This is a genomic window from Mesorhizobium sp. ESP7-2, from assembly GCF_020164715.1.
Classification (GTDB): domain Bacteria; phylum Pseudomonadota; class Alphaproteobacteria; order Rhizobiales; family Rhizobiaceae; genus Mesorhizobium.
Genome location: NZ_JAIUGQ010000059.1, coordinates 1 through 26,554, shown reverse-complemented (window position 1 = coordinate 26,554; position 26,554 = coordinate 1). Strand labels below are relative to the sequence as shown.

Sequence of the window (26,554 nt, the reverse complement as noted above, 5' to 3'; positions counted from 1 at the left end):
GGCCCCTGTGCAATACAGGACCCAGCCCTTAAATCTACCAGATCAATGAACCGTCCAACTTTACGGGGTCAGTTCACGAGGCCGGGTTTCGTTAACTCAACTCGAAGGCGAAAAGCTCAGGCAGCTTCTTCCTGCTCGGCTTCCTCGTTGTCGGCCTTGGCGCCACGCTTGGGGCCCTTGTTGAGGTTGACCTCGATCAGGCGCACGGCTTCGGTTTCCGACATGCGGTTTACGGCCGCGATCTCGCGAGCCATGCGGTCGAGCGCCGCCTCGTAGAGCTGGCGTTCGGAATAGGACTGCTCCGGCTGGTTGTCGGCGCGGTAGAGGTCGCGCACGACTTCCGAGATCGAGATCAGGTCGCCCGAATTGATCTTGGCATCATATTCCTGGGCACGACGCGACCACATGGTGCGCTTGACGCGGGCGCGACCCTGCACGACCTTCAGCGCACGCTCGACATAATCCTCCTCCGACAGCTTGCGCATGCCGATCGAGGTCGCCTTGGCGACCGGCACCTTCAGGCGCATCTTGTCCTTCTGGAAGTCGATGACGAACAGTTCCAGCTTGTGACCGGCCACTTCCTGCTCGTCGATCGAGACGATCTGGCCGACGCCATGCGCCGGATAGACGATGTACTCGCCGGTCTTGAAACCGTGACGCGCGGCTGTGGACTTCTTCTGCGGGGTTATCGTTGCCATTACGCCCTGAACTCCTTGTTGTGTGCCGGCGGCGGTGCCGGCTGAACTCACGTGATCGGTGTCACCGATCACTAGCCGCACAACAGATGAACCCACCGGAAAGGCCGGGACCGGCAAACCGCACGAACTGCGACCGCCTGGCCCAGATCGCTCTGGTCCGGAATGGGATTTTCACCTTTCAGTGATTTGGGGCGTCTGCGCCATAAATCGACGTTGTGTCACCGGCATGTTTCGCTGATGTAACACAAAAAGTCGGAAGAATCAAGGTTTTGCTGCGTAAGCGAAGGCCACAACCGATCGCCGCCTGTCAAGGCGGTTAATCCGACGTGCCTGTTACGCTGCGTCATACAAGCCTTTACAGCGGTGTTGTCAATCGCCTTCGCCGGGCTCGGCGGAGAAGTATTTCTCGAACTTGCCGGTCTCGCCGTCGAAGGTCTTGGCGTCGCCCGGCGGCTCCTTCTTGGCGGTGATGTTGGGCCATTTCTCGGCATATTCGGTGTTGATCTGCAGCCATTTGTCGAGGCCGGACTCGGTGTCGGGCTTGATCGCGTCGGCCGGGCATTCCGGCTCGCAGACGCCGCAGTCGATGCACTCGTCGGGATGGATGACGAGCATGTTCTCGCCTTCGTAGAAACAGTCGACCGGACAGACCTCGATGCAGTCCATATATTTGCATTTGATGCAGTTGTCGGTCACGACATAGGTCATCGGTCGGCTCCGGGATGTCCCGTTTTTGTTGGCTTTTTTGTGAGGTAACGCCTTTGTCGGCCGCTTGCAAGGGTGGCTATTCCCAGTGGCGCCAGGGTTTGGGAATGGAATTCCAGGTGGGCGGTGCCGCGAGGGCCCGACATGCCCACAGGCCGTCCCGTTTGCCGGTCCCGGTTCTGCTTTTTGTTTGTCGTTTGCCCTGGGAAAACACACCCCCGCGTCTGGTCGGCAAGGCTCAATCTTCGTCGAGCAATCGGTCGGTCTGGCGGCGCTCTTTCTTGGTCGGGCGGCCGCTGCCTGCCTCGCGCAGCGCCGGGATAGCATCGGGAAGTGCGTCGGCCTTGGCTGCGGGGGGCGGCGACATGTCTTCATAAAGAGTGCGAGCTTCCTCGGCAGGGCCGCGCCGCACACCAGCGCCGAGCACCTTCCAGACGAAGATACGCCGGTCGAGCGTGATGGTCAGCACGTCGCCTGGCCTGACCAGATCGGAAGCCTGCGCTGCTTTGTCGCGATTGATGCGCACGCGACCGGCGACTACCAGTTTGGCCGCCAGTGAGCGCGATTTCACCGCGCGCGTGAAGAACAGCCATTTGTCGATGCGCTGGCGGCCTTCCGCAACCATCGACGCGAGCCTACTTCTTTAATTGGTCGCGCAAAGCGGCGAGCTTGGCGAAGGGTGAATCCGGATCGAAGCGCACCGGACGCTCCTCGCGCGGCTTGGGCTGGAAGGCGGGCTTTCCGCCCCCCTTGCCACGATCGGCACCCTTGCCTTCCGGGCTGCCGCCCTTCCAGTCAGGCCGACCTTCGCGGCGGTCGGGACGATCGCCTTGCGGGCGGCCGTCGCGGCGCTCGGCGCCTTCGCCTTGCGGCCTCGGCTTGAACTTCGAGCGGTCGAAGCGCGGTTTGCCGGCGCCGTCGCGGCGCCCTTCATGAGCGGGACGGTCCGCGGGCGTGCCTGTTGCCGGTCCGTCGCCGGCATCGGCAGGCGCGTTGCTTCGGCCGCGCGCCTGTCCGGCTTGCGGGCGGTTGTTGCGGCCATCGCGATGGCGCGGGCGCTGGTCAAAGCGACCTTGGCGCCACAACAGGATCGGTTTTGGCGCTTCGGCTTCCGGCGCAGGTTCGCTGGTGGCTTCCGCCACTGCAGCCGGTTCGGCGGCATCCGTCGGCGCGGAGGCTTCGACGATCGGCTCCGCCGCTGCGGCTTCCTCCGTGGGCGTGGCGTCGACCTCGGCAGCTTCAGGTTCGGCCTGCGGTTCAACCGGGGCCGGCTCGGCGGGTTCAACAGCGGCTTCGGCTAAAGGCGCCTCTTCATCCGCAACCTCAGTCGTGGCTTCCGACTGCTCTTGTGCGACAGGCTCTGCTGCCGTTTCCGCGATGACCTCGGCTGGGGCTTCGATGGCGGCCTCGGCGGCTGCCGTTGCCGAACCCTCGACCGTTGCCTCCGCGGCCGCATCTACAGCGCCGGCTTCCGTTACTGCGGCTTCCACTGCCGCCTCTTCCGCCGCCTTGGCCTGTTCCGCGCGGGCTACCTCTTCGGCTGCCTGCTTGGCAGCGGCGGCTTCCCGCGCGGCAGTGTCCTGCGCTTCCAGCCGTGCCTTGACTTCCGCCACCGGTTTCGGCTCGGCGCGATAACCGAGACCCTTGAGAATCTCTTCCATGTCGTCGGCGGTGGCGCCGAGGATCGACATCATCGGCGGCGTCACCATGAAGGACTGGCCGTCATAGGCGCCGTCCGGTCGCTGGCCGAGGCCGGGCTTCCAGTTGGTCGCCGGGCGGATCAGGTCGGCCAGCCGCTCAAGAATATCGATGCGCACGGCGCGGCGGCCGAGATTGCGGTAGCCGGCAAGCTTGTAGAACGCCTTGTCGAAGGCCGGATCGATGACAACAGAGGTGCGTCCCGACGCCAGCGCATGGACGACGTCGCCGAAGCCCGGCTTGTCCTTGCCGTCGTTCTTCAGCGCCCAAAGCAAGGTCACCAGTCCGGCGGGTGCCGGCTTGATCAGCGCCGGCACGAAGACGTGATAGGCACCGAAGCGCACGCCGAGCCGGCGAAGTGCCGCGCGACCTTCCTGGTCGAGCGACTTCATCTCCTCGGCGATGTCGCGGCGATTGATGAGGCCGAAATTCTCGACCAGCTGGAAGGCGATGCCGCGGCCGATACCGGAAATCTGCTCGGCGTTTTTCAGGTCGACCAGCGGCTTCAGCAGGGATTCGATCTGGAAATTGACAAAACGCTCGGCGCGCGCGGCGACCTTGTCGCGGGCCGGGCCGGTCAGTTGCTCGTCGGCCAGCAGCACCAGGCGCGGCTTCAGCGCGTCCTCGCCCGAAACCAGCGTGCCGATTGGCGCGCCGATCCAGCGCAGTGTGCCGTCCGAGCCGAGCGCGAGGTCGCCATTGGCGCAGGCGCCGAAGCGCTCCGCGCGGGCCTCGAATTCGGCTGCCAGCGCCTTTTGCGCGGCCGTGCGCACGGCCTTGGCGTCTTCGCCGCCGGCGGTCTGGTCGGCGGTGAAGCGGAACCCTTGCAGCTCGCCGACATGATGGCCTTCGACAAGGACGGTTCCGGTAGGACTGATTTCGGCTTCAGGCATGGTATTTTCTCTAAGGCGCCGCATGAGGACGGAAGTCCTGCGGTCTACGAAGCGTTTCGTCAACCGCTCATGCAGCGCATCCGACAATCTGTCTTCGATTTCACGCGTCTTTTCCCGCCAGTGTGCCTGATCGGCCAGCCAGCCGGGCCGGTTCGACACGAATGTCCAGGTGCGGATCTGGGCGATGCGGTGCGACAGCGTGTCGATATCACCCTCGGTGGTGTCGGCGCGGCGCACCTGCTCGGCCATGTAATTCTCGTCGACATGGCCATGCCGGGCGAGGTCCATGTAGATCGAGGCGATAAGGTCGGCATGCTGGGCCGGCGCAATCTTGCGATAGTCGGGCAGCGCGCAGGCTTCCCACAGAAGCGCCACGCGTTTGGCATTGGTTGCGAGCGCCCGGATGTCTTCGTCGCGGGAGAGATGTTCGAGCGCTTGCGCGTCGACGGCCGGCAGCGCGCGTGTCAGGCCTTCGACCGGGGCGTTGGTTTCGATCGATCGCTTCAGCGCATCGAGGCTGGCGAAATCGCATTGCGCGGTGCGCCATTGCAGCACCTTCACCGGGTCGAATTCATGGCCCTCGATCTTCTGGACCAGATCCTCGTCGAGTGGGTCGACCTGACCGGTGACGCCAAACGTGCCGTCGCGCAGATGCCGGCCGGCGCGGCCGGCGATCTGGCCGAGTTCGGCCGCCGTCAGATTGCGGTACTGGTAGCCGTCGAACTTGCGGTTCTGGGCAAAGGCGACATGATCGAGATCGAGGTTGAGGCCCATGCCGATCGCGTCGGTGGCAATGAGGTAGTCGACATCGCCCGACTGGAACAGCGCCACCTGGGCATTGCGGGTGCGGGGCGACAGCGCCCCGAGCACGACGGCCGCACCGCCCTGCTGGCGGCGGATGAGCTCGGCGATGGCATAGACTTCGTCGGCGGAGAAGGCGACGATCGCGGTGCGCCGCGGCAGGCGCGTCAGTTTCTTGGAGCCGGCATAGGCCAGATGCGACAGCCGCGGCCGCGTCACCACCGAGACGCCCTTCAGCAGCCGCTGGAGAATGCCGTGCATGGTGGCCGCGCCGAGCAGCAGCGTTTCCTGGCGGCCGCGCAGATGCAGGATGCGGTCGGTGAAGATATGGCCGCGTTCGAGGTCGCCGGCCAGTTGTACCTCGTCGATGGCGACGAAGGCAGCGTCGGACTCGCGCGGCATGGCTTCGACGGTGCAGACCGAATATTTGGCGCCTAGCGGCTGGATCTTCTCCTCGCCGGTGATGAGCGCCACCTTGTGGGCGCCGACCTTCTCGCAGACGCGCGTGTAGACCTCGCGAGCCAGCAGCCTGAGCGGCAGGCCGATGACGCCGGTTTCGTGCGCCACCATGCGCTCTATGGCGAGATGGGTCTTGCCCGTGTTGGTCGGGCCAAGCACGGCGGTCACGTCGCGGCCCGACAGGATCAGCGGCTCGGTGTGTTTCTGCTGAATGTTCATCGGCTCGGAAATAAGGCTTTCTGGCCTCTCGTGGTCGGGAGCGTGCCTGGACGGCGCGTATGACAGCCGACACATAGGGATTTCGGGCGCGAAGCGAAAGCGGAATGTTCTGGCAGGGTGCCGAAGACGTCCGCGTCGACCCGCAAATGAGCCGCTGCTTAACAGTTGGAACGAGTCTGGAACGAATCAGCGACGAATCGCTGACTCCGAGAGATTCAGCTTTTGTTCACGGCTAGATATGGATTTTGTGACGACGAGTCTCACCACATGCTGAATCGTCGAAACTGGCCCGTTTTATGCTAGGTAGGCCTTGCCGTTAACTTTTGCCGGTAAACGATGCGGGAAGTACGGTACGCCCCGCTCAACATTATGAAATTGTTAATCTTTCTGAACTCGGCGTTAAGGAATTGCAGGCAATCGAGGCCATTAATGTTAACATTGCGCTCAAAGCCGGAACGAATCGGCGACAAATCAGCGCCAGCGGTATTTTCTCCTTTTGTTCCCCCAATATCTTGTGTTGTGAACAGCTTATCCACCGAGAATCCACAGGCTTGACCACAGGGTTTCGCACAGACGCGGCTGCCGTCATTAACCTTTGCGTGCCGGATTGGAGCATCGCGCCACAGCGAAGCCTTCCAAGGATCAAGCGTCGTTTGAAAGCGGACCGGTTTCCCGGTCCGCTTGTTGCGAGCACGCGTCGATCCCCCAGCCGTTAGCTGCGGTGAGAAGAGGACTCAGATGAAGTACTGGCCACCATTGGCGGTGAGGGTCGAGCCGGTGATGAAGCCGGCGTCTTCGGAAGCCAGGAAGACAACGCAGCGCGCGATCTCTTCCGGTTCGCCCAGGCGGCCGACCGGGATTTGCGGGATGATGCGTTCGTTGAGCACCTTCTCGTCGATCGCCTTGACCATCTCGGTGGCGATGTAGCCGGGGCAGATGACGTTGACGGTGATGCCGGCGCGCGCGCCTTCCTGGGCGAGCGCCTTCGAGAAGCCGATATCGCCGGCCTTGGCGGCGGAGTAGTTGACCTGGCCGGCCTGGCCCTTCTGGCCGTTGATCGAGGAGATGGTGATGACGCGGCCGAACTTGCGGTCGCGCATGCCGCTCCACAGCGGATGCGTCATGTTGAAGACACCGGACAGATTTGTGTCGATGACCTCTTTCCACTGGTCGCGCGTTAGCTTGTGGAACATGGCGTCGCGGGTGATGCCGGCATTATTGACCAGCACGGACACCGGGCCGAGGTCAGCCTCGATCTGCTTGATGCCGGCGGCGCAAGCGTCATAGTCGGCGACCGACCATTTGTAGACCGGAATGCCGGTTTCGGCCTTGAACTTCGCCGCCGCGTCGTCGTTGCCGGCATAATTCGCGGCAACCGAATAGCCGGCAGTCTTCAAAGCGGTCGAGATCGCCGCGCCGATACCGCGCGATCCACCCGTGACGATTGCAACCTTGGTCATGCATTTCCCCTTTTGAAATCGCCCTGTTGTCGGGCTTGGCAGGCACTGGATTTGCTACAGGCACTACATATGAACCGGGCGGCTTGCGCCGCCCGTCCAAAATCTATCAGAGAGCCTCCACACACATGGCGACGCCCATGCCGCCGCCGATGCATAGGGTGGCGAGACCCTTCTTGGCGCCGCGTCGGCGCATCTCGAAGACCAGCGTGTTGAAGATGCGGGCGCCCGAGGCGCCGATCGGGTGGCCGATGGCGATGGCGCCGCCATTGACGTTGACGATCGAGGGATCCCAGCCCATGTCTTTGTTGACGGCGCAGGCCTGTGCGGCGAACGCCTCGTTGGCCTCGACAAGGTCGAGATCCCCTGCCGACCAGCCGGCCTTTTCCAATGCCTTGCGCGAGGCGGGAATGGGTCCGGTGCCCATGATCGCCGGATCGACGCCGGCGGTTGCCCAGGACGCGATCCGCGCCAGCGGGGTGATGCCGCGCCTGGCGGCTTCCGCTTCACTCATCAGCAGCGCACCGGCAGCACCGTCATTGATGCCGGAGGCGTTGGCTGCAGTCACCGTGCCGTCCTTGTCAAAGGCCGGCTTCAGCTTGGTCATGGCATCGATGGTGGCGCCGTGGCGGATGTATTCGTCCTGGTCGACAATGGTGTCGCCCTTCTTGCCCTTGATGGTGAAGGCGACGATCTCGTCCTTGAACTTGCCGGCCTTCTGCGCGGCCTCGGCCTTGTTCTGCGAGGCCAGCGCGAACTGGTCCTGATCGTCGCGGGTGATCTGGAACTGGCGGGCGACGTTCTCGGCGGTGTTGCCCATATGGTAGCCATTGAAGGCGTCCCACAGCCCGTCCTTGATCATGGTGTCGATCATCTTGTAGTCGCCCATCTTGACGCCGGCGCGCAGGTGCTCGGCGTGCGGCGACAGCGACATCGATTCCTGGCCGCCGGCGATGATCACCTTGGCGTCGCCGGTGGCGATCTGCTGCATGCCGAGCGCGATGGCGCGCAGGCCAGAGCCGCAAACCTGGTTAAGGCCCCAGGCGGTGGTCTCCTTGGGCAGGCCGGCCAGGATCGAGGCCTGGCGAGCCGGGTTCTGGCCTTGCGCCGCGGTCAGCACCTGGCCGAGGATGACCTCGTCGACCTCGGCCGCCTCGACACCGGCACGCGTCAAAAGTTCCTTGACGACGACGGCGCCGAGTTCATGCGCGGGCGTGGCGGCGAAGGCGCCGTTGAAGGAGCCTACGGCCGTGCGCGCGGCGCTGGCAATGACGATGGAAGCGGACATTTTCTTCTCCAGACTTCAAGGGTGTTGTTGTGCCGTTGAGGACTTTTCTTGCCCTTTCCCAACCCCAAGTCAAACCGGAAATCGGCATGGCGCCGATGCGCCGCAAGCAGACCTCACCTCGTGGCGCCGGCGGTCTGGCCGGTGCTGCGCAGCATATTTAGCCTGCCATGCAGCATTATATGATCCCGCACTGCACAAACTGCTTGGAATTATGAGGCTTTTGCGCATATCCTCAAAAAGGGCGCAATCGTTACCGGCTGCTTACTCAGGCGTGCCGGTGTCCGGGGAGGATGCAGATGGCCGCAAAAGACGACCCGATCATTATCAAGAAATACGCCAACCGCCGCCTCTATAATACGGGGACGAGCACCTATGTGACGCTCGAGGATCTGGCCGAGATGGTCAAGAAGGGCGAGGAATTCACGGTCCAGGACGCCAAGACCGGTGATGACATCACGCATCCCGTGCTGACCCAGATCATTTTCGAGCTGGAGAACAAGGACGGGCAGAACATGCTGCCTATCCCGTTCCTGCGCCAGTTGATCGCCTTCTACGGCGACCAGATGCAGATGATCGTGCCCAGCTTCCTCGAACAGTCGATGATCGCCTTCTCCAAGGAACAAGAGCGGTTCCGCGAACAGATGAAGGGCGCCATCGGCAAGTCGCCGCTCGACGTGATGAAGATGGCGACGCCGATCAAGGCGCTGGAAGAACAGACGCGCCGCAACATGGAAATGTTCCAGAACGCAATGCGGCTGTTCACGCCTTTTCCGCCCCCGGGCTCGTCGGCGCCTGCCGCGACCCCTGCCGAACCGGCCAGGAAGGAAGCGCCGGAGAAACCCGACGATCTGCAACAGCTGAAGGATCAGATCGCGGCCATGCAGCGCAAGCTCGATACGATGTCGTAAGCGCATAGCGCTCACGACATTCAGCCCAGCAATCCCTCATAGCGGCCGCGCGGCCTGATGCTGCTGCCGCTCGCGATCTGTTCGACCATGTGCGCGGCCCAGCCGACGCTGCGTCCAAGCGCGAACAGGTGGAATGGTGCATCGCGCGGCAAGCCAAGGCCGCGCGTCAGCACGGCCAGGGCAAAGTCGATATTCGGTTGGGCGCCTGTCGCGGCAATGGCGGCCGCTTGCAGCGATTGCAACGCCTCGTCGGTGTTGTCGAGGGCGGCCAGAAGCGCTGCGGCCCGGGGATCGCCCTCGGGATAGAGCGGATGGCCGAACCCCGGCAGGGGCCGGTCATGGCCGAGCCAGCGCCGGATCGCGGCATCGGCGCCGTGCCGCGCCGCGTCTTCAGCGAGTTGCATCACCGCTTCGCCGGCCCCGCCGTGGCGGGGACCGGACAGTGTCGCCAGGCCGGCAAGCAGACACGCGGCGGGCGAGGCTCCGGTCGAGGCCGCGACGCGGGTTGCGAAGGTCGATGCGTTGAGTTCGTGATCGGCAAGCAGGACAAGGGCACGGCGGATCGCTTCCGCGCCGCCATCATCCGCCGACCAACCCCGTGCCAATCGCCGATGCACTGGTTCAGATCCCGCGATGGCACCAAGGGCGCTGGCCAGCACGCCGATCGCGTGCGCGGCATCAGTGCACAGCAAGGCAGCACTTCGTCCAAGCGAGGGCCGCGCCTGGCCGGCAAGCAAAGCGAGTTGCGCAAAGGCCGGGGCGCGGCCGATCTGGGACGGCGCATCTGGCGACGGCGCTTCGAAACTGATCGGGCCGGGCAGGGCCCAGAGCAGCCCAGCGGTTTCTTCCAGCGTGGCATGGTCGGACAGCGCCGCGGCGTCCCGACCCCGATAAATGAGGTGGCCGTGCCAGACGGTCGAAATCGCGGTGACGATCGACGGCTCGCCCCAGGCGATCGCGCTTTCGGCGATGGCCGAGGGGCTGCGCCCGCGCGCCCTTCGCGTCGCCAGCGCCGCGATGTCGTCGGCACGGTACTGGCTGCGGCGCGGGTCGGCACGATCCGGGCGCATGCCGATGCGGCCGCGGCTGACATAGGCATAGAGCGTCTGCGGCCTAACCCGGAGCCTTTCCAATGCCTCTTCCCGCGACAACCATTCGGACATATCGAGCCAGATGTTGATTCTATTGATCAAGATTGATGCTTATGGCGCCCACCCTTATCTCCCATCGGGAAAAGCTTCAAGGAGACAAGGCTATGGCGAATGGGCTCGATGATGTGGTGGCGGCCGAAACCGTGCTGTCCGATGTCGATGGTCTGGGCGGTCGCCTGACGATCCGCGGCCATTCGCTTGGGGAATTGGCTGGACGATGGAGTTACGCCCAGGTCGTCCACCTACTGCTGGACGGGTTCTTCGACGGTCTGCCTGGCGACGCCGAACTGGCGGCAAAACTGGGTGAGGCACGCGTCGAGGTGTTCGAGCGGCTCGCGCCTGCGCTGCCCTTGCTGGCACCGTTTGATGTCTACAGCGCCATGCGCGCCGGCATGGCCTTGCTGCCGGATGGCGAGACGCTGACGGACGCCTTGCGGCTGATCGCGGCGCCCGCGGTGCTGACGCCTGCGCTGCTGCGCCTGCAGTGCGGTGAGCAGCCGATCGCACCCGACGGCAAGGCCGATCATGCCGCCGACATGTTGAGGATGCTCAGGGGCTCCATCCCGTCGCCTGATCTGGCCAAGGCACTCGACACCTATCTGGTGACCGTATGCGACCATGGCCTCAATGCCTCGACCTTCGCCACCCGCGTTGTCGCCTCGACCTTGGCCGGCCTGACATCGTCGGTGCTGGCCGGCCTCGGCGCGCTCAAGGGTCCACTGCATGGCGGCGCGCCCGGCCCGGTCATCAAGATGCTCGACGCCATCGCTGCGCATGGCGACGCTGCCGGCTGGCTGCGCGGCGAGATCGCCCGTGGCGAACGCATCATGGGTTTCGGCCATCGCATCTATCGCGTGCGCGATCCGCGCGCCGATGTGCTGAAAGCGGTGGTCCGCAAGCTTGGCGGCGAGGGCGAAACCGGTCGCCGGCTGGCCTTCGCCGAGACGGTCGAGCAAACGGCGCTCGACGTGCTCCGGGTCGCCAAGCCGCAGCGCTCGCTGAAGACCAATGTCGAGTTCTACACCGCGCTGGTGCTGGAAGCGGCGGGATTTCCTCCTGATGCCTTCAGCAATGTCTTTGCCGCCGGGCGCGTTGCCGGCTGGATCGCGCATGCGCGCGAGCAGCAGACCACCGGGCGGCTGATCCGTCCGCAGTCACGCTATGTCGGGCCGGTGCCTGACCTCGTCGCCTAGATTTTCCGTCTGTTTCGAAAGCTACGGTCCCTCCGCATCGCAGCGGAGGGGCTTTTCGCATCACCGAAATTTCATGTGATCACGCGACCGTGTTCGTGTTCTTGCCTTGGTCCATCCTTATATGCTGCACTGCAACATAAGCCGGCCATGGCTGCTTCCTTCCAATGACGTTGGGGCAGGCCGGCGCATCAGGATGACAGGAACGCCATGACGAAGAACGGCAAGGCGGAGGAAAAGAAGAAGATCAACATCGCCCTTCAGGGAGGCGGCTCGCACGGCGCCTTTTCCTGGGGCGTGCTCGACCGGCTGCTGGAGGATGGCAGGCTGGAGATATCGGCGGTGTCCGGTACCAGCGCCGGCGCCATGAACGCAGTCGCATTGGCCGATGGTTTCGTGCGCGGCGGAGTCGAGGGCGCCAGGCAGAAACTGGACGATTTCTGGCACGCGGTGGCGGCAAAGGGCCGGTTCAGCCCGGTGCAGCGCATGCCGTGGGATGTCGCCTGGGGCAATTGGTCAATCGAGAACACGCCGGGCTATGTCTTCTTCGACACCATGTCTCGAGTGTTTTCGCCCTATGTCGCCAACCCGCTCGGCCTCAATCCGTTGCGCGACGTGGTCGCAAGGGAGATCGACTTCGGGAATGTCCGCGCCTGCAAGTCGATGGAGCTGTTCATCTCCGCCACCAATGTCGAGACAGGGCAGTTGCGGGTGTTTTCCGATGGCGAGATCGACCTCGACACGGTGATGGCGTCGGCCTGCCTGCCGCAACTGTTCCGCGCCGTCGAGATCAAGGGCGTGCCCTATTGGGACGGCGGTTACGGCGGCAATCCGGCGCTCTACCCGTTCTTCAAGACCGCGGCGACCGAAGATGTGCTTCTGGTACAGATCAATCCGGTGGTGCGCGAGGGAACACCAAGAAGCGCCAACGAGATCCAGAACCGCATCGACGAGATCACCTTCAATGCCGGGCTTCTGCGCGAATTCCGCTCGATCGCCTTCGTCAAGGAACTGATTGCCGCAGGTCGACTGCCGCATGGCGAATATCGCGACATCCGCATGCATCGCATCGATGCCGACGAGGCGTTCAAGGATCTGTCGGCATCGTCCAAGGTCAATGCCGAATGGGCCTTCCTGACCTATCTGCGCGACCTCGGCCGCACCGCCGCCAGCGACTGGCTGGAAGAGAATTACGATGCCGTCGGCAGCCAAGCTACGCTCGACCTGTCCGGCGAACTCGATGATGGGTTCAAGCCGGTACGCGGTCCCGCACCCGGCCGTCGGGTCAAGGAATTTCTCGCCGCGCGCAAGAATCCCGAGGCCGAACGCCGTCGGGCCTGAATCCGACGGCGTTCGCTCCACGGCAGCGTCTGCCGGCAGCCATGACGGGGGTCTCCGGAGCAGCGCCCAGTCCAGCGTCGTCGGCGTGACGGCAACCTTGGCGTGCGGAAGAGCCGTCATCATGCTGACGCCTGCTGCCACTGACGGTCGGATGGCGCTGCCCCGGAGCGTTCAGTGGCATCGGGCGCAATGCTCGGTACAGAATTGCGAATAGGACGAAATACACCTGGTATTCCCGCACCTGTCTCGCGCCGCGCCCGAAGTCGGGCGTATCATGACACGCGGTCCGGGACGCAATAATGCGGGCGCATAGGTGCTTTCAGCATCTGTCCGACGTCGGTGCATCGGGGTCGGACAGCAGCCTGATCCGAAGGGGCCGTCGTCCCTTTTCCCGAGCGATTCCAGTCCTTTGGCCGAGTGTTGTGGCGCCGCTGCCATTGTCCCTCGCCGATCGCACTGACGCCGATCGTCGGTTTGTGCCTGCACTTCAATCAGCGACGCGACGCGGATCGCGGCTGTAGTCCGGAGACGACCCATGGCGAGCGCGGCTGGTCGCCCGTGGCCGAAGTTTCAGGGGCGGATCGCGAGCCAGCGGGCGCTTCGTCAAGTAGACAGGCAAGTCACGAAGAACCGTTTCATGGCGACCACACCTTGCCCGGCTATGCAATGCTGCTGCAACTTTGGGACTATATTGCGATGCAACTTTGATGTAGAAGCGCGCTCGCCGATCACGGCAATTTGAACACGGTCAGGCGCGCACCCATATCGGCGACGCGCCCGCGTCATAAGAGGCGGTGCTGGCCGAACCCGCAGTGGAAAAATGACGATGCCTAAAATCAGGTTTCACAAGCTTGCAGCCATTGTTGTGCTCATCGGTTTCGCGGCGTGGATGGCGACGGGCGAGTTCTCGTCGGTCGGCAGTGTAGCGGCCAACAAGGCCAAGGCAGCCGAAGTCGAGCAGGGCAAGGCGCCGGATGCGAGCAAGCCGAAGGCGGCGGAAGCCGAACAGAAAGCGCCGCTGCGCACCGTCGCGGTGGTGACGCCGCCGCGCAAGACCTATGCGCGCGCCATCCGCATTTCCGGGCTGACCGAAGCCGACAAGCGCGCGGTGCTTGCAACCCGCGTCGCCGGCGTCATCGACCAGCTGCCTGTCAAGCAGGGCGATCACGTCAAGACCGGTGACCTGGTGCTGATGCTCGCCGCTGAGGAAAAGATCTCCATGGCCGCCAACGCCAAGCAGCTTGTGGCGCAGCGCAAGGCGGAACTCGATGCCGCCGAGCGGCTGGCCAAGACGGGCAATTTGCCGAAGCTGCAGCTCGACACCGCCCGCTCCAATCTGACCCTGGCGCAATCCCAGCTGGACACCGCGCAGGCCGAGCTCGACCGCAACGAAGTGAAGGCGCCGTTTGACGGCGTCATCGACCGGGTGCCGGTGGAACTGGGCAGCTCCGTCATGCAGGGCGGCGAGGTAGCGACCATCCTCAAGCTCGATCCGGTGATCGCGCGCGGCGAAATCAGCGAGCGCGACCTCGGCTATCTCAAGATCGGTGACAAGGCCAGCGTTCGGCTGGTCAGTGGCCAGACCGTCGAAGGCACCGTGCGCTATATCAGCCGCGACGCCTCGTCGGCGACCCGCACCTTCCGTGTCGAGATCGCCATCCCCAATGCCGATGGCTCCGTGCCGGCCGGCATGACGGCGGAAATCCAGCTCAGCGCCTTGCCGACCGACGCCGTCCTGCTGCCGCGCTCGGTGGTGACTCTCGGCGACAAGGGCGATCTCGGCATCCGCGCCGTCGGCACGGACAACAAGGTGGCATTCTTCCCGATCGACCTGGTCGACGACACGCCGACCGGTCTCGTGCTCGGCGGCATCCCGGCCGATGCGCGCATCATCGTCGCCGGCCAGGAACTGGTGAAGGAAGGCGACGAGGTTCATCCGGTCGAGGCCGACCAGGCAACCATCAACAAGCTGATCGGCGAAGCCACCGCCGGGACGCAGTAGCGCGGGGCGCCGGCGCCGGGCCTTGCCCGGCGACAGCATGTCCGTTCGCCACTCCCCAAGCCAACAGCAGGCATAAGTCATGGATATCGTCAGACTCGCAATCAACAATGCCCGCCTGACCATCTCGGTCCTGGTCTTCCTGCTGATCGCAGGTTGGGTCGCCTATCAGTCGACGCCGAAGGAAGCGGAACCCGACGTTCCGATTCCGATGATGTATGTCAGCCTGATCTATCAAGGCATTTCGCCCGAAGATTCCGAGCGCCTTCTGCTGCGGCCGATGGAAAGCAAGCTGAAGAGCCTGAAAGGCCTCAAGGAGATGCGCTCGGCCGCTTTCCAGGGCGGCGGCTATGTGCTGGTCGAGTTCCAGCCGCAGACGAACCTGGCGACGGCACTGCAGGATACGCGCTCCAAGGTTCAGGACGGCAAGGCCGACCTGCCGCAAGCGGCCGAAGAGCCCGTCGTCACCGAGGTCAACATTTCCGAATTTCCGGTGCTCGTCGTCACGCTGTCGGGCGAATTGCCCGAACGCGTACTGGCGGCCGCCGCGCGCGAACTGCGTGACCGCATCGAGGAAGTGCCCGGCGTCCTCGAAGGTTCCCTGCAAGGCTCCCGCGACGATCTGGTCGAAGTCGTCATCGATCCGATGAAGCTGTCGTCTTACGGCTTGCAGCTCGATCAGCTGATCGGCGCCGTCGGCGCGTCCAACAGCCTGGTCGCCGCCGGCAACATCGAGGGCTCGCAGGGCAAATACGCCGTCAAGGTGCCGTCGCTGATCGAGACGCCCGAGGATGTGGCGGCACTTCCCGTGGTCGCCGGTCCCAATGCCGTGGTTCAGGCCAAGGACATCGCGACGATCCGCTCGACCTTCGCCGATGCCACGACGATCACGCGCCTCAACGGCAAGCCGGCCATCGCCATCGAGGTCAAGAAGCGCATCGGCGCCAATCTGATCGACACGCTGACCAAGGTCAGGGAGGTGTCCGACACCTTCGTCAAGACCATGCCGGAAGGCATGCACGTCACCTACACGCAGGACAAGTCGGTCTTCGTCAACCAACTGCTCGGCGATCTGCAGAACCACGTGATGATCGCCGTCATCCTGGTGTTCATCGTCATCCTCTACGCGCTGTCCGGGCGTGCCTCGCTGCTCATCGGCCTGGCCATTCCGTCATCCTTCCTGATCGGCATCCTGCTGCTGGCCATGATGGGCTACACGATCAACATGATCGTGCTGTTCAGCCTCATCCTGGCCGTCGGCATGCTGGTCGACGATGCCATCATCGTCACCGAGTTCGCCGAACGACGGATGAGCGAGGGCATGCCGAAGCAGGAAGCCTTCGCGCTCGCCGCCAAGCGCATGGCCGGTCCGGTCATCGCGGCGACGATGACGCGTATCGCTGCCTTCTCGCCGCTGCTGTTCTGGCCGGGGATCATCGGCGATTTCATGAAGTACATGCCGATCACGCTGATCGTCACGCTGTCGGCCTCGATGCTCTATGCGCTGGTCTTCGCGCCGACGCTGGGTGCGATCTTCGCCAAGGCGCCGCAGCATCACGAGGAAGGCAATCGCGATGGCTGGTACATGGCTGTCGTCAAGCAGGCAGTACGCTTCCCCATCACCGTGATGGTGCTCACCGTCGTCTTGCTGGCCGGCATCTTCGTTGGCTATTCGAAGTATGGTGCCGGCGTCGAGTTCTTCCCGAGCGTCGAACCCGACTACGGCCTGCTCTATGTGCATGCCCGCGGCAACCTCTCGCTGGCCGAAATGGATACCGCGACCAAGATTGCCGAAAACCGGCTGCTCGGCTGGCCGGGCGTGAAGTCGGTCTATACGCGCGTCGGCAAGTCCCAGGGCGGCGGCCAGGACGTGCCCGAAGACGTCGTCGGCGTCATCCAGTACGAATTCATCGACTGGCGCGAGCGCAAATCGGCCAACGATATCCTGAACGACCTGCGTGGCGTGATGGCCGGCATTCCCGGCGTCGACGTCGAGGTGCGCGTGCCGGAAGCAGGCCCGCCGACCGGCAAGCCGATCCAGATCAGGCTTTCGGCCATCGACCCCAAGGGATTGGACGAGAAGGCGCGCGCCGTCGCCGCGCGCATTGCCAAGGTGCCCGGCGTCATCGACATCTCCGATGGCTTGCCGCCGCCCGGCGTCGACTGGGCGCTCGAGGTCGATCGGGCCAAGGCCGCCCAGTATGGCATCAGCCCAACCTCCGTCGGGACGGTGGTGCAGCTCGTCACCAATGGCTTGAAGCTCTCGGAATACCGGCCGGCCGGCGCCGACAAGGCGGTCGACATCCGGCTGCGCTTGCCCGAGGACCGGCGCACGCTGTCGACGCTCGACGAGCTCAGGGTACAGACCTCGCAAGGATCGGTGCCGATCTCGAACTTTGTCGTTCGCAAGGCGAAGCCGAGCGTCGGCATCCTCAATCGCATCGACGGTGCCCGCACCGTGGTGGTGCAGGCCAACGTCGCCGCCGGCGCTCAGGTCGCCGCCGTTCAGCAGGAGGTTACCCAGGCCGTCGCCGACATGAATCTCGGCAGTGGCATACGCTGGAAACTGGCCGGCTCGAACGAGGACAGCGCGGAAGCCAGCGCCTTCCTCAGCAAGGCCTTCGGGGCCGCGATCTTCCTGATCTTCCTAGTGCTGCTGGCGCAGTTCAACAAGTTCACCAGCGTCTGGCTGGTGCTGTCCTGCGTCGTCATGGCGACGATCGGCGTGTTCCTCGGACTGCTGATAACAGGCGAGACGTTCGGCATCGTCATGTCGGGCATCGGCGTCATCGCGCTGGCAGGCGTGGTGGTGAACAACAACATCGTGCTGATCGACACCTATGACCGGCTGCGCGAGGAAGGCTGGGACAAGATGGACGCGGTGCTGCAGACCTGCCGCGAGCGTGCGCGTCCGGTTGTGCTGACGGCGGTATCGGCCATTCTCGGCGTGCTGCCGATCGCCTTCGGCCTCGGGCTGGAAATCTTCCATCACGAGACGACGATCAATGCGCCGTCGACGCAATGGTGGATTTCGCTGTCCTCGGCGATCGTCTTCGGCCTGTCCTTCGCCACCATCCTGACGCTGGTGGTGACGCCGTCGATGCTGATGGTGTTCACGCGCGCCAAGATCAAACCCGGTGCGCGGCGCGGCTGGTTCAGCCGCCTGTTCCGGCGTGGCAAGGGCCAGATCTCGTCGGACACCCCGGCAGCGGATGAAGGCGCCGAGCCGGCAATTGCCTTCCCGAAAGCCGCCGAATAGACGGCTCCCCGATCTAACTGGCAAAGGCCGCCCGGAACAACCGGGCGGCCTTTGGCATTTTCCCTCAGGGCCGATGTCCCAGCATTGTCTCGCAAGCAACGCAGAGCGGGGAATTTGTCATGCCGATCAGCACCATCGTCATCATCGTCCTGATCCTTGTCCTCATCGGAGCGGTGCCGGCATGGCCGCACTCGCGATCCTGGGGTTATGGACCTTCGGGCATTGTCGGTGTGGTGCTGGTGGTGGTTCTGGTGCTGGTGTTGATGGGGCGGCTTTGAGCTGCCGCCTCAATTCGTAAAGGACGAAAGGCCTTCAGCTTCGGGTAAGTTGTAAGTGCCGTCGGCGTTGGAAATCAGGCAGCTTCCGCGGCGCCATTCACGGTGGCGATGCCGATATCCTGGAGCGCATCGGCGACCGCCCGGTCGAGCGGCGTATGCGGGATTTCTCCAATGATGCCTTCCAGCCGCGTCGAAGCCAGCCGGTGCGGCTCGAAGCGCAGGTATGACATCGAGACGATCTCGCGCCACATTGCCACGAACGGGCTGCCGGCGCGCAGCACCCACCAGGGCATGGAAGTCATTTTGAGCTGATGGCCGACGGCCTTCTCGGCCGCGGCCTTGATCTGGAGATCGGTGACGGCGTGGCCCGGAAAGTTCAGCGCCTCATAGAAGCCGAGCTTGTCGAGATTGCGCGCCAGCGCGACGAAACCGACTGCGAAGTCCGGCAGATAGGCCCATTCATGCACAAGGTCGGCCGGACCAGGCGCGGTGTAGATGCCCTTGTTGATCTTGGCGGCGACGACCAAGTCGAACCACGAGCCGCTGCCGGTGCCGCCGAAGAAATCGCCGGCGCGCAGAAGAATGGTGCGCACCCGGCCGGCCTCGGCCTCACGGCGGAACAAATCCTCCATGGCGCAGCGAATGCGGCCTTTTTCCGTGGTTGGATGAAAGGGTGTGTCTTCCGTGATCACCGCCGGCATTGGCGAGCCGTAATTGTAGACGGTGCCGGGGAAGAGGTGCAGCGCGCCGTTGGTATGGCAGGCCGCCATGACGTTCTGCGCCATCGGCAGGCACTTGCCCCAGTCGGTGTAGATAGGATTCAGGCCGTTGAAGATGATGTCGACTCCTTGTGTGGCGCGGATGAGCGACTGGCGGTCCAGCGCGTCGCCTTCAACCGCCGTTGCGCCCTTAAGCTCTGCCGGCACCTTGCCGGTACGGGTGACGGCGCGGACGTCGAAGCCGGCGTCGATGAAGGCTCTGGCAACCACGCGGCCGAGCCGGCCATTGGCGCCGAGGATTGCGATCTTGGTCATTGGATAACTAACTCCTGGTTGGTTGTTGCAGTCCGTATCGGTGTTTGCAGGGTGAATATGATTGCCTCATCTATGAATTGAAATTGACCAGGATTGCAGTTTTAATATTCATTATTGAATGGATGACATCGACTGGAACCTGATCAAGAGCTTCGTCACCGTGGCGGAAACCGGCGGCCTGTCGGCCGCGGCGCGAAAGCTGTCGGCAAGCCAGCCGACGCTTGGTCGTCACATCGGGGAGTTGGAGCAGGCGCTTGGCGTCACGCTGTTCCGACGCGGGCGAAGCGGCTATGCGCTGACGGAAGCCGGCGCCACGCTATTCGAACGGGGCAAGGTGGTGAGCGAACAGGCTAGTGCCTTTTCACGGCTCGCGCTGGGCTCGGTCGAGGCGATCGAAGGCACGGTGCGGATTGCCGCCAGCGAAGTGGTGGCGGCCTATGTGCTGCCAGACATGATGGCAAGGCTCGGCATCGATGAACCCGGCATCGAGGTCGAGATCGTTGCCTCGAACCAGATCGAGAACCTGCTGCGTCGGGATGCCGACATCGCCATTCGCATGGTCAAGCCGGCTCAGAACGAACTGGTGGCACGCAAGGTCGGCGACATCGCACTCCGTGCCTGCGCGGCCATCTCCTATCTCGAGAGGCAGGGGCGCCCGCTGGGGCCGGCTGATCTCGTCAATCACGCCCTGATCGGCTTCGATCGCAGCGACGAGATGATCCGAGCCTTTTCCCAATATGGCGCCTCGGTCACCCGAAACAGTTTCCGCTTCAGGGCCGACAATCAGATCGTGCTCTGGGAAGCGGTGCGGGCGGGAAACGGCATTGGTCTTGGCCAGGAGCCGCTGGCAGACCGCGATCCGCTCGTGGAAAAGGTGTTGCCCGGCCTGCCATTACCTGCCCTGCCGGTCTGGCTCGCCATGCATCGCGACGTGCGCGGCAGCGTGCGCATCCGCCGCGTGGCCGACTTTGTCCATGAGGAGCTGAAGCGCTATTCGGCAGGTGCGGCGTCGGGGGCGAATTCGGCGCGGTGAGCCAATCCGGCCATCAGAAGAACGACGATCAGCAGGCCCGCCATGGCGATGAAGATCGGGCCGAAGCTGAAATGTTCGGCAACGAAGCCGATCGCCGACGGCGCCACCAGAATGCCGGAATAACCCATGGTGGTGACGACGCTCATGCCGGTGCCCGACGACATGCCTTCCTGGTTGCCGCCGGCCGAAAAGATGATCGGCACCATGTTGGCGATGCCGAAGCCGCAAAGCGCAAAGGCCGCTATGGCGAGCCAGGGCGAGGGTGACAGGCCGGCGATCAGCATGCCGGCGGCGGCGAATACAGCCGATCCGCGCAGCGTCGTCACCGCTCCGAAGCGGTTGCGGACGCCATCGCCGAAAAAGCGCATGATCGCCATCACGCCGGAGAAGGCGGCGTAGGCCAAGCCGGCGACGGCGAGGTCGGCGCCGAGTTCCTGCCGCAGATACAGCGCCGCCCAGTCGAGTACGGCGCCCTCGGAAATCATCGTCAGCAGGGCCATCAGGCCGATCAGGTAGACCAATGGGTTTGCCGGCAAAGTGAATTTGTGGTGCTCGGTCGCCTGCGGCCTGTTTTCGGCCACGATATGGGGGACCGCCGCCGCGATCGCCGCAAAGGCAAGCGCGGTCACCACCGCGGCATGGGCGAAATGGCCATAGGTCTGGATGGCAAAGCCGCCAAGGGCGCCGCCGGCGAAACCGCCGAGGCTCCAGAAGCCGTGCGACGAGGACATGATGGCGCGCCCCAGCCGCCGTTCCACCACCACCGCATTGGCATTCATGGCGACATCCATGCCGCCGATCGAGCCGCCGAAGATGAACATGGCAACGGCCGCCAGCGGCACGTTGGGCGCCAGCGCCACGACCAGCAGGCCGAGGCTGCCGCAGAGACCGAACCAGCGCAGCACGGTGCGCGAGCCATGTTTGGAGATCAGGTGGCCGCACCATGTCATGGCGGTGACCGCGCCGGCGCCAAACAAAAGGATCAGCAGGCCTAGCGTGAATTTCGAGATGTCCAGCCTGGTCAGGAACACCGGAATCTGCGGCGCCCAACTGCCGGTCAGAAAACCGTTGGCGAGGAAAATGGCGGCCACCGCCCATCGCCCGCGGATGGCAGTCTGCATGGCGCTCGACGCGTTCATAGGGCGAATCCGGTCAGAAAATGGCTTTGCGCGGCAAATTAGATCGATTCAATTTTCAGTCAAGCGCTCTTGTGGGAAAGCATTTGGGCCAAACGGACTCAGTGATCCCTAGGACGCCTGGCTTCGAATTCGGCCTTCTTGGCGTCCGAAGCCTCTGTCTGGTTGAGCGCCTGCCACTGCGCATAGGGCATGCCGTAGACGATCTCGCGCGACTGGTCCTTCGAGAGATCGACGCCCTCGGCATTGGCAGCCTCGCGATACCAATTCGACAGGCAGTTGCGGCAGAAACCGGCGAGGTTCATCAGATCGATGTTCTGCACGTCGCTACGTTCGCGCAAATGGGTCACTAGCCGGCGAAAGGCGGCGGCCTCGAAGTCGCGCTTCTGTTCGTCGCTGAGTTTGGTCATCGGAACCTCCGTCATAGCGGCCCGGTGCGCGAGCCAAACATCTTTACCGCATGTATATCGGGACGGCGGTCGATGCCGTCAACGATCGGGGCCAGCCGCTCGGCCCAGGCGAGAATGCCCTGCTGGTCTGCTATCAGGTCCTGGCGGATTTCGATCAGCGCGTGGGCGTAGCCATTGACGATGGCGTGCCTGAACATGGTGTCGCCGCGCAGCGCGCCGTCATACGGTTCGTTGTCGCCGACGATGAGGTCTTTGTCTTCAGCCAGCATGTCGATCAGCTGTCGCGCCGCCCGGTCGTCTTTGTCCCAGAGGATGCCGACATGCCAGGGCCGCTGCCTGCCTTGCATGGCCGGCGTGAAGGAGTGCACCGAGAAGATGAAGGGCGCCTTGCCGGTGGCTTGCACGACCGATGCGATCATGGCGCCGACCGCATCGTGATAGGGACGGTAGAACCGATCAAGCCGCCTTTCGCGTTCTTCCGGCGCCATGGGATAATTTCCTGGAATGATGGTGCCGTCATAGAGCTGACGAATGAGGGTTGGATCGTCCTCTCCCCGGTTGGGATCGATCAGCAGCCGCGAGAAATTGGCGAGCACCGCCGGTACGTCCAGCAGGGCCGCCAATTCGCGCGTCACCGCTTCGACGCCGATGTCGTAAGCGATATGGCGGCCGAATTCGGCCGATGGCAGCCCCAGGCTGCCATACTCCTCGGGCAAGTCGCGGCGGGCATGATCGGCCAGAAGCACGATGCCCCGCTTGCGGTCGCCCTCGACAATATCGAATGGCGCGAAAACTGTGGATCGGGTCATTGGCGGGAAATGGGCTGTTCGCTGGCTTCCGGGGAGGGTGCTATCGTCATTCCACGAAGACGACGCGTGCGCAATGCCGTTGTTTGGCCAAGGTTTCCGCTGAAATCTGGCAAGGGGCGACGGATGGCGCGCCGGGAGCCTTCCTAAATCGATTGGATTGGTTGAAACGGCGCGTTGACATGCGCCCGGACTTTTCCGAAAAGGGGCGCAGAGAGATGCTGATGTGGTTCTTGAGGGGTTTTGGAATGGGTTGCGCCGGCAGGCAGCGCATGCGCTCAGCCTTTGCTATGCCATTCCTGATCCTGACCGTTGGCGCGTCGGCAATGGTCATGGCCTCGCCGGCGCACGCCGATTTCCGCGTCTGCAACGCCACGCAGAACCTGGTCGGCGTCGGTATCGGCTATCGTGCCAAGGCCGGCTGGATCACCGAGGGCTGGTGGCACATCGAAGGATCGAGCTGCAAGACGTTGATCGAAGGGCCGCTGTCATCAAGGTTTTACTATCTTTATGCAGAAGACGCCGAGCGAGGCGGACGCTGGGACGGCCCGATCAACATGTGCGTGGCTGAAAAAGAGTTCAAGATCGCCGGCGTAAGCGACTGCGTCGCCCGGGGCTTCCAGCGTGCCGGATTCCAGGAATATGACACGGGCGAGCAGGCAAGCTGGATGGTCCAGCTCACCGATGAGCCCGCAACGGGAGGCGCCCCAGCCGCCCCGGGAACGAATAGTCAATGAGACGTAGCCGTAAGGTCAAGATCCTCGCCACAATCGGTCCGGCCTCCTCGTCCGAGGAGATGCTGAAGAAGCTGTTCGAAGCGGGCGCCGATGTCTTCCGCATCAATATGAGCCATACCGATCATGAGCTGATGCGCACGCTGGTCGCACGCATCCGCGCCGTCGAGGAAAAAGTCGGCCGGCCGATCGGCATCCTGGCCGACCTGCAAGGCCCGAAGCTGCGCGTCGGCAAATTCGCCAACGGCAAGGAAGTGCTGACGCTGGGCCAGACCTTCACGCTCGACGACAATCCCGAGCCTGGCACCTCGACCAGGGTCTACCTGCCGCATCCGGAAATCCTGAGTTCGGTCGAGGCTGGCCATCGCCTCTTGATCGACGACGGCAAGCTCGAGCTGAAGGCGGTGAAGAGCGACGGCAAGTCGATCGTCTGTACCGTCATTGCCGGCACCACGATTTCCGACAAGAAGGGCGTCAGCCTGCCCGATACCGACCTGCCGGTCGGCGCGCTGACCGAGAAGGATCGCAAGGACCTCGACGCGGTGCTCGCCACGGGCGTCGACTGGGTCGCGCTGTCCTTCGTGCAGCGGCCGGAAGATCTGGCCGAAGCGCGCAAGATCGCGCGCGGCCGCGCGCTCATCATGGCCAAGATCGAAAAGCCGCAGGCTGTCGCCCGGCTGGCCGAGATCATCGAATTGTCCGACGCGCTGATGGTCGCCCGTGGCGATCTCGGCGTCGAGATGCCGTTGGAAGCCGTGCCCGGCATCCAGAAGCAGATAACGCGCGCCGCGCGCCGCGCCGGCAAGCCCGTGGTGGTCGCCACGCAGATGCTGGAATCGATGATCACCGCCCCGGTGCCGACCCGCGCCGAGGTCTCCGACGTCTCGATCGCCGTCTTCGAAGGCGCCGACGCCATCATGCTGTCGGCGGAATCGGCGGCGGGCGCCTATCCCGTCGAGGCGGTTGCCATGATGAACCGCATCGCCACCAAAGTCGAAACAGATCCGACTTATGCCGGCATCATCAACGCACAGCGTTCGGAGCCGGAAGCGACCGGTGCGGATGCCATTTCGCTGGCCGCCCGCGAAATCGCCGAAACGCTGAAACTGTCGGCGATCGTCACCTACACGGCATCAGGCACCACCGGCCTGCGCGCCGCGCGTGAGCGCCCGCAGGTGCCGATCATCGCGCTGTCACCGATCGTCGACACGGCGCGGCGGCTGTCGCTTTTGTGGGGCACGCATTGCGTGGTGTCGCCGGACGCCACCGATCTCGACGACATGGTCAACCGCGCCTGCCGCATTGCGCTGGAAGAAGACTTCGGCAAGCCGGGCGACCGCGTCATCATCACCGCCGGCGTGCCGCTGCGGACCCCGGGATCGACCAACATGCTGCGCATCGCCTATGTCGGATCGGAAACCGGCCGGTAGTCGGCCGCCAGCCTCATTGCGATCCTGAGCGCTCTTGCCGCGGCTTCCGGGTGGTTTCTTCGCTGGAGAAACCGGTGCGCGCGAGGAATAGGGTCGTACAGATACTGATCCGGGCCCAGTATCTTTCGACGGTTGAGTTCGGTCGTATCGAGCAGATCGAAATCGACCTTCGCGATCGTGCAACGCCATCCGGCGTTCCGCGAGGCCCAGCCTCTTTCATGATGTTCGAGCAACCGCTCTCGGGCGCAATAGCCGTGGTAGTCGAAAGCGATCATGCCGTTGGTCACATAGATATGGTTTCCCGAAAAGTTCTCAGCGGGGATGATCCGCTCGCCGTAAAATCCCTCAAGAGGCGGATGCTCGAGGAAGGTGCCGGCGAGAATGGCGCACGCGCCGTGACCGAAGAAGATGCGATCCGGCAGCGCCCATCGCTTTTCCGGATTTCTCTTTATGCCGTGTTTCAGAACATACATGCCGCTCAGGTCCTGATGGGGTCTTGCGATGACCGTTTTCGGATGGCACGCATCAGGTTGGCGCGTGCTCCGCTTCAGGTTCCTTGATGTCGGCGCATTTGCCCACGCCATAGGCGTCGTCGGCAATCCGGGCTTCCACCTTCCTGGCGATGGCTTCCAGGTCGATATCCTTGCCGGCGACTTTCTCGATGGCGCCGACGACGAGGTCGGGGGCGATCCAGTCGGGTTTGTGACCGAGATTATGCACCCAGACGAGCTCGGCGCCTGAGATGTCGCGCACTAGGCCAACGGAATGGATATGCGCATAGACGACCTTGTCGCGGTCGCCCGAAATGACGACGGTCGGCGCCGTGATCTCCTTGTAGTGCGGCGCGGCACCAAGCGCATAGCGATAGAGCCCGGCCACGTCGGTGGCATTGGCGCGAAAGGCCGATGGCCGCAGCACCAGCGGGATCGAGGCTGAGGCGAGATAATCGTCCGGCACCTTGTTGGGCGCGAAGACGCAGGTCGTGGCATCAGCCATCCGCAACGTTCCCACAGGATAGCTCAGGGTCTCGGAGAACAGCCGGCCGATCACCGGAATGGTGGTCAGGTCGTAGTACCAGGACGTCGCGCCGCCCGGCCAGGGATGGGTTGCCGGTGCCAGGAAGACGAGGCCGAGCGTCCTGTCCGCATGCTCGCGGCCGAAAGCCGCCGTCACCACGCCACCGAAGGAATGGCCGACAATGATTGCCTTCTTGATGCCGAGACGGTCCATGAGCGCGGCGATGGTGTTGGCCTGAGCCGACGGATCCTCACTGTTGCCGGGGCGGCGTCCCGACCAACCGGCTCCCGGCCGGTCGAGGAACAGCATTTCGGCCCGCCCTTCGAGCCGTGGCCTCAGCGGCAGCATCTGATCCCTAAGATTGGCGCTGGCGCCATGGATGAAGACGATCGGAGGCAGATCCGCATTGGTTGGAGCGGGGATGTGGACATAGTGGATGCGGGCGCCGTCGATGTCGGCGAATTCGCCGATCGGCGGAACGCGGCGCTCGATCAGCCATGAGCCGACGCGGGTCACGCCGACAAGGGCAAGGGCAAGCGCCATCAGGAAGGCCAGCGCGGCATAGATCAGGTTCATGCGGGGTATACGGGGGAGTAGGGGAGTAGGGGAG

Annotated in this window: 23 protein-coding genes; 9 read left to right on the top strand and 14 right to left on the bottom strand. The window is 63.8% G+C overall.

Features of this window, described 5'->3' with window-relative positions; all coding sequences use genetic code 11:
* Window positions 1-116: 116 nt before the first annotated feature.
* From LB543_RS31515 to LB543_RS31485, 7 genes are all read right to left on the bottom strand, one after another.
* Window positions 117-698 (bottom strand): CarD family transcriptional regulator, encoded by a 582-nt coding sequence (locus tag LB543_RS31515; RefSeq protein WP_006327799.1) that lies wholly within the window; start codon window positions 696-698, stop codon window positions 117-119.
* A 369-nt stretch (window positions 699-1,067) separates the two neighbouring features.
* Window positions 1,068-1,406: a ferredoxin FdxA gene (gene fdxA, locus LB543_RS31510; RefSeq protein ID WP_224617068.1), complete on the bottom strand. Its 339-nt coding sequence runs from the start codon at window positions 1,404-1,406 to the stop codon at window positions 1,068-1,070.
* Window positions 1,407-1,641: 235 nt separating this feature from the next.
* Window positions 1,642-2,028 carry an RNA-binding S4 domain-containing protein gene (locus tag LB543_RS31505; protein ID WP_224617066.1) on the bottom strand — a complete coding sequence of 129 codons (387 nt, stop codon included), beginning with the start codon at window positions 2,026-2,028 and terminating at the stop codon, window positions 1,642-1,644.
* 10 nt (window positions 2,029-2,038) lie between these two features.
* A complete protein-coding gene (locus LB543_RS31500; protein WP_224617064.1) occupies window positions 2,039-5,473 on the bottom strand; it encodes a helicase-related protein in 3,435 nt (1,144 codons plus the stop codon).
* A gap of 299 nt (window positions 5,474-5,772) precedes the next feature.
* Window positions 5,773-6,009, bottom strand: coding sequence for a hypothetical protein (locus tag LB543_RS31495; RefSeq protein ID WP_140754688.1), 237 nt, complete (start codon window positions 6,007-6,009; stop codon window positions 5,773-5,775).
* 198 nt (window positions 6,010-6,207) lie between these two features.
* Window positions 6,208-6,933: an acetoacetyl-CoA reductase gene (phbB, locus tag LB543_RS31490; protein WP_140754686.1), complete on the bottom strand. Its 726-nt coding sequence runs from the start codon at window positions 6,931-6,933 to the stop codon at window positions 6,208-6,210.
* Window positions 6,934-7,039: 106 nt separating this feature from the next.
* Complete coding sequence (locus LB543_RS31485; RefSeq protein ID WP_140754684.1) at window positions 7,040-8,218, bottom strand: acetyl-CoA C-acetyltransferase; 1,179 nt, start codon at window positions 8,216-8,218, stop codon at window positions 7,040-7,042.
* A gap of 296 nt (window positions 8,219-8,514) precedes the next feature.
* Between LB543_RS31485 and phaR the strand changes: the two genes are divergently transcribed.
* Window positions 8,515-9,126, top strand: coding sequence for a polyhydroxyalkanoate synthesis repressor PhaR (phaR, locus tag LB543_RS31480; protein WP_224617062.1), 612 nt, complete (start codon window positions 8,515-8,517; stop codon window positions 9,124-9,126).
* A gap of 20 nt (window positions 9,127-9,146) precedes the next feature.
* On the opposite strand, the gene LB543_RS31475 is transcribed toward phaR, so the two are convergent.
* Window positions 9,147-10,289: a citrate synthase gene (locus LB543_RS31475; RefSeq protein WP_224617074.1), complete on the bottom strand. Its 1,143-nt coding sequence runs from the start codon at window positions 10,287-10,289 to the stop codon at window positions 9,147-9,149.
* 92 nt (window positions 10,290-10,381) lie between these two features.
* Between LB543_RS31475 and LB543_RS31470 the strand changes: the two genes are divergently transcribed.
* The 5 genes from LB543_RS31470 (at window position 10,382) to LB543_RS31450 (ending at window position 18,344) form a co-directional block, all read left to right on the top strand.
* Window positions 10,382-11,470: a citrate synthase/methylcitrate synthase gene (locus tag LB543_RS31470; RefSeq protein ID WP_224617060.1), complete on the top strand. Its 1,089-nt coding sequence runs from the start codon at window positions 10,382-10,384 to the stop codon at window positions 11,468-11,470.
* A 207-nt stretch (window positions 11,471-11,677) separates the two neighbouring features.
* The gene (locus tag LB543_RS31465) at window positions 11,678-12,808 is read left to right on the top strand and encodes a patatin-like phospholipase family protein (protein ID WP_140810754.1); all 1,131 of its coding nucleotides are present in this window, start codon (window positions 11,678-11,680) and stop codon (window positions 12,806-12,808) included.
* Window positions 12,809-13,634: 826 nt separating this feature from the next.
* A complete protein-coding gene (locus LB543_RS31460) occupies window positions 13,635-14,810 on the top strand; it encodes an efflux RND transporter periplasmic adaptor subunit (protein WP_224617058.1) in 1,176 nt (391 codons plus the stop codon).
* A gap of 79 nt (window positions 14,811-14,889) precedes the next feature.
* Window positions 14,890-18,066 (top strand): efflux RND transporter permease subunit, encoded by a 3,177-nt coding sequence (locus LB543_RS31455; RefSeq protein WP_140810756.1) that lies wholly within the window; start codon window positions 14,890-14,892, stop codon window positions 18,064-18,066.
* A 119-nt stretch (window positions 18,067-18,185) separates the two neighbouring features.
* Complete coding sequence (locus LB543_RS31450; RefSeq protein WP_140754672.1) at window positions 18,186-18,344, top strand: DUF3309 family protein; 159 nt, start codon at window positions 18,186-18,188, stop codon at window positions 18,342-18,344.
* Window positions 18,345-18,418: 74 nt separating this feature from the next.
* Here LB543_RS31450 and LB543_RS31445 read toward each other — a convergent pair whose 3' ends face one another.
* Window positions 18,419-19,378 carry an SDR family oxidoreductase gene (locus LB543_RS31445; RefSeq protein ID WP_224617056.1) on the bottom strand — a complete coding sequence of 320 codons (960 nt, stop codon included), beginning with the start codon at window positions 19,376-19,378 and terminating at the stop codon, window positions 18,419-18,421.
* Between the two features lie 118 nt (window positions 19,379-19,496).
* Here LB543_RS31445 and LB543_RS31440 point away from each other — a divergent pair, with 118 nt between their 5' ends.
* A complete protein-coding gene (locus LB543_RS31440) occupies window positions 19,497-20,411 on the top strand; it encodes a LysR family transcriptional regulator (RefSeq protein ID WP_224617054.1) in 915 nt (304 codons plus the stop codon).
* On the opposite strand, the gene LB543_RS31435 is transcribed toward LB543_RS31440, so the two are convergent.
* The 3 genes from LB543_RS31435 to LB543_RS31425 all read right to left on the bottom strand — a co-directional run bounded on the left by LB543_RS31435 (window position 20,369) and on the right by LB543_RS31425 (window position 22,766).
* Window positions 20,369-21,550, bottom strand: coding sequence for an MFS transporter (locus tag LB543_RS31435; protein WP_224617052.1), 1,182 nt, complete (start codon window positions 21,548-21,550; stop codon window positions 20,369-20,371). The two genes, LB543_RS31440 and LB543_RS31435, sit on opposite strands and share 43 nt — an antisense overlap.
* Window positions 21,551-21,648: 98 nt before the next feature.
* On the bottom strand, window positions 21,649-21,957 hold the full coding sequence (locus LB543_RS31430) for a DUF1244 domain-containing protein (RefSeq protein WP_140810762.1): 309 nt from the start codon (window positions 21,955-21,957) through the stop codon (window positions 21,649-21,651).
* Between the two features lie 11 nt (window positions 21,958-21,968).
* Window positions 21,969-22,766 (bottom strand): N-formylglutamate amidohydrolase, encoded by a 798-nt coding sequence (locus tag LB543_RS31425; RefSeq protein WP_140754661.1) that lies wholly within the window; start codon window positions 22,764-22,766, stop codon window positions 21,969-21,971.
* Window positions 22,767-23,053: 287 nt separating this feature from the next.
* On the opposite strand from LB543_RS31425, the gene LB543_RS31420 reads away from it, so the two are divergent.
* Both LB543_RS31420 and pyk read left to right on the top strand, forming a co-directional pair.
* Window positions 23,054-23,500 carry a DUF1036 domain-containing protein gene (locus LB543_RS31420; protein WP_224617073.1) on the top strand — a complete coding sequence of 149 codons (447 nt, stop codon included), beginning with the start codon at window positions 23,054-23,056 and terminating at the stop codon, window positions 23,498-23,500.
* Window positions 23,497-24,927: a pyruvate kinase gene (gene pyk / locus LB543_RS31415; protein ID WP_140754659.1), complete on the top strand. Its 1,431-nt coding sequence runs from the start codon at window positions 23,497-23,499 to the stop codon at window positions 24,925-24,927. Before LB543_RS31420 ends, pyk begins: the two co-directional genes overlap by 4 nt.
* Here pyk and LB543_RS31410 read toward each other — a convergent pair.
* Together LB543_RS31410 and LB543_RS31405 are read right to left on the bottom strand one after the other, a co-directional pair.
* Window positions 24,900-25,400 carry a hypothetical protein gene (locus LB543_RS31410; protein WP_224617072.1) on the bottom strand — a complete coding sequence of 167 codons (501 nt, stop codon included), beginning with the start codon at window positions 25,398-25,400 and terminating at the stop codon, window positions 24,900-24,902. The two genes, pyk and LB543_RS31410, sit on opposite strands and share 28 nt — an antisense overlap.
* Before the next feature lie 52 nt (window positions 25,401-25,452).
* A complete protein-coding gene (locus tag LB543_RS31405) occupies window positions 25,453-26,520 on the bottom strand; it encodes an alpha/beta fold hydrolase (RefSeq protein WP_224617070.1) in 1,068 nt (355 codons plus the stop codon).
* Window positions 26,521-26,554 lie beyond the last annotated feature (34 nt).

Bases quoted from the DNA above. Each gene is read 5' to 3' on its own strand.
- LB543_RS31410 (WP_224617072.1), bottom strand. From the start codon at position 25,400: ATGTATGTTCTGAAACACGGCATAAAGAGAAATCCGGAAAAGCGATGG.
- LB543_RS31475 (WP_224617074.1), bottom strand. From the start codon at position 10,289: ATGTCCGAATGGTTGTCGCGGGAAGAGGCATTGGAAAGGCTCCGGGTT.
- phaR (WP_224617062.1), top strand. From the start codon at position 8,515: ATGGCCGCAAAAGACGACCCGATCATTATCAAGAAATACGCCAACCGC.
- phbB (WP_140754686.1), bottom strand. From the start codon at position 6,933: ATGACCAAGGTTGCAATCGTCACGGGTGGATCGCGCGGTATCGGCGCG.
- LB543_RS31500 (WP_224617064.1), bottom strand. From the start codon at position 5,473: ATGAACATTCAGCAGAAACACACCGAGCCGCTGATCCTGTCGGGCCGC.
- LB543_RS31485 (WP_140754684.1), bottom strand. From the start codon at position 8,218: ATGTCCGCTTCCATCGTCATTGCCAGCGCCGCGCGCACGGCCGTAGGC.
- LB543_RS31405 (WP_224617070.1), bottom strand. From the start codon at position 26,520: ATGAACCTGATCTATGCCGCGCTGGCCTTCCTGATGGCGCTTGCCCTT.
- LB543_RS31420 (WP_224617073.1), top strand. From the start codon at position 23,054: ATGCCATTCCTGATCCTGACCGTTGGCGCGTCGGCAATGGTCATGGCC.
- LB543_RS31440 (WP_224617054.1), top strand. From the start codon at position 19,497: ATGGATGACATCGACTGGAACCTGATCAAGAGCTTCGTCACCGTGGCG.
- LB543_RS31515 (WP_006327799.1), bottom strand. From the start codon at position 698: ATGGCAACGATAACCCCGCAGAAGAAGTCCACAGCCGCGCGTCACGGT.
- LB543_RS31425 (WP_140754661.1), bottom strand. From the start codon at position 22,766: ATGACCCGATCCACAGTTTTCGCGCCATTCGATATTGTCGAGGGCGAC.
- pyk (WP_140754659.1), top strand. From the start codon at position 23,497: ATGAGACGTAGCCGTAAGGTCAAGATCCTCGCCACAATCGGTCCGGCC.
- LB543_RS31435 (WP_224617052.1), bottom strand. From the start codon at position 21,550: ATGAACGCGTCGAGCGCCATGCAGACTGCCATCCGCGGGCGATGGGCG.
- LB543_RS31460 (WP_224617058.1), top strand. From the start codon at position 13,635: ATGCCTAAAATCAGGTTTCACAAGCTTGCAGCCATTGTTGTGCTCATC.
- LB543_RS31445 (WP_224617056.1), bottom strand. From the start codon at position 19,378: ATGACCAAGATCGCAATCCTCGGCGCCAATGGCCGGCTCGGCCGCGTG.
- LB543_RS31455 (WP_140810756.1), top strand. From the start codon at position 14,890: ATGGATATCGTCAGACTCGCAATCAACAATGCCCGCCTGACCATCTCG.
- LB543_RS31450 (WP_140754672.1), top strand. From the start codon at position 18,186: ATGCCGATCAGCACCATCGTCATCATCGTCCTGATCCTTGTCCTCATC.
- LB543_RS31465 (WP_140810754.1), top strand. From the start codon at position 11,678: ATGACGAAGAACGGCAAGGCGGAGGAAAAGAAGAAGATCAACATCGCC.
- fdxA (WP_224617068.1), bottom strand. From the start codon at position 1,406: ATGACCTATGTCGTGACCGACAACTGCATCAAATGCAAATATATGGAC.
- LB543_RS31470 (WP_224617060.1), top strand. From the start codon at position 10,382: ATGGCGAATGGGCTCGATGATGTGGTGGCGGCCGAAACCGTGCTGTCC.
- LB543_RS31505 (WP_224617066.1), bottom strand. From the start codon at position 2,028: ATGGTTGCGGAAGGCCGCCAGCGCATCGACAAATGGCTGTTCTTCACG.
- LB543_RS31430 (WP_140810762.1), bottom strand. From the start codon at position 21,957: ATGACCAAACTCAGCGACGAACAGAAGCGCGACTTCGAGGCCGCCGCC.